Annotated in this window: 1 protein-coding gene; it reads left to right on the top strand. The window is 65.3% G+C overall.

All coding sequences use genetic code 11. The features are described from left to right. Nucleotides 1–112: 112 nt before the first annotated feature. Nucleotides 113–1,729, top strand: a complete 1,617-nt coding sequence (locus tag AC07A4_RS41795; RefSeq protein WP_478609992.1) for an IS4 family transposase — start codon at nt 113–115, stop codon at nt 1,727–1,729. Nucleotides 1,730–1,742 lie beyond the last annotated feature (13 nt).

The following is a 1,742-nucleotide window of genomic DNA, read 5'->3' as shown; positions in this document are numbered from 1 at the left end:
CAATGCCACGAAGTTAAGGCCCCGATGACGATGTCAAGGCGGTCGCAAGATGTGGCAGGACCTCTGCTATCCAGGGGATCGACCAAGATCTTCCTGAGAGAGCAGAGGCCCTGTGGCCCAGTTTGTCACGGGCGGCACCCCTGACGTGTTCGCGCCCGGTCACATCGGCGAGTTAACGCAAGTCATCCCACCGGACCTGGTGGATGCAGTGGTGGAGGAGACCGGAACCCGCGAGAAACGACTGCGGAGTCTGCCATCCCGAGTCGGGGTCTACTTCGTCCTGGCTCTCGGCCTGTTCGAGCATCTGGGTGCCCAGCTGGTGTGGGACAAACTCGTAGCCGGGCTGAGCGCCGATGTGCCCCAGCCATCAGAGAAGGCACTTCGCGATCTGCGTCGGCGGGTGGGCGTTGCTCCGCTGCGGCGGCTCTTCGACGTGCTGGCGGGCCCGCTGGCCCAGCCTTCAACCCCTGGGGTGCGCTACCGCCGTTGGCGCACGGTCGCATTCGACGGATGCGGAAGTCTGTCGGTCCCCGACCATGAGCGCAACAGGTCCTGGCTCGGCCGCACCGTACGACGCTACGGTCCGGCAGGCTACCCCCGGCTGATGCTGATGACGCTGTGCGAGACAGGCACCCGCGGCCTGATCGCAGTAGCGTTCGGTCCCCCTGCCATAGCCGAGAGCGACTACGCCCGGGAACTGACCAGCCACCTCGCCCCGGACATGCTGCTTCTGGCCGACCGTGCGTTCGACGGCAACGAACTGCTCGCCGCCATCACACGACAGGGCGCACAGTTCCTGGTGCGCTGCACCAGCACACGGCGACCACCGGTGCTGGCCCTGCTGCCTGACGGTTCCTACCTCACCCGCATCGGCGACCTCTCACTGCGAGTGATCGAGGCCGAGGTCCAGGCACGCACCACTGACGGCAGCACGTTCGGTGACACCTACCGCCTGCTGACCACACTCCGCGACCATCGCACCGATCCCGCAACCCACTTGATGCGCCTCTACCACGAACGCTGGGAGATCGAGACCGCCTACCTGGCGCTGCGCCACACCCTCCTTCAAGGCCGGGTGCTGCGGTCGAAGGACCCGGCGGGCCTCACCCAGGAAGTGTGGGCACTACTCACTCTCTACCAGGCACTGCGCTCCATCATGGTGACCGCGGTGGAGACCGAACCCGGATGCGACCCCGACCGGGCCGGCTTCACCACCGCCTTGGAAGCGGCCCGCGACACCGTCGTCAGTCTCACCGGAACGTTCCCGTCAACCGGACCGAACACCTGCTGTGACCTGGTAGGACACATCGGCGCCCGCATCCTGCGCACGCTGCTCCCCAAGCGTCGGATGCGGCTCTCCACCCGCATCGTCAAGAGCGGAATCTCCCGCTACCACACCTGGAACCGCGACGGACGCCCCCGCGCCAGCACGCCGGTCAGAGCCATCGAGATCACCGTCCACCCACCGGCTCTACCCGGCACACAGGCCCCAAGCCAGGCAGCCTCCAGACGATGGGAACAGGTCTGCCGAGTCCTGGCAACGAACGCGAATCAACCCATGCACACCAAAGACATCGCACGCCGTCTCGGCCTCACCAGCACACCATCCATCAAAAGCCTCACAGCACAACTCTGCTATTGGACCCGCAACAACCGACTCATCCGCACTGCACCATGCACCTACAAGATCCCGCTCACCGAACTCTTGACATCGTCATCGGGGCCTTAACTTCGTGGGATTG

The organism is Streptomyces sp. NPDC043996 (assembly GCF_056435225.1).
This window is presented reverse-complemented; position numbering and strand designations above follow the sequence as displayed.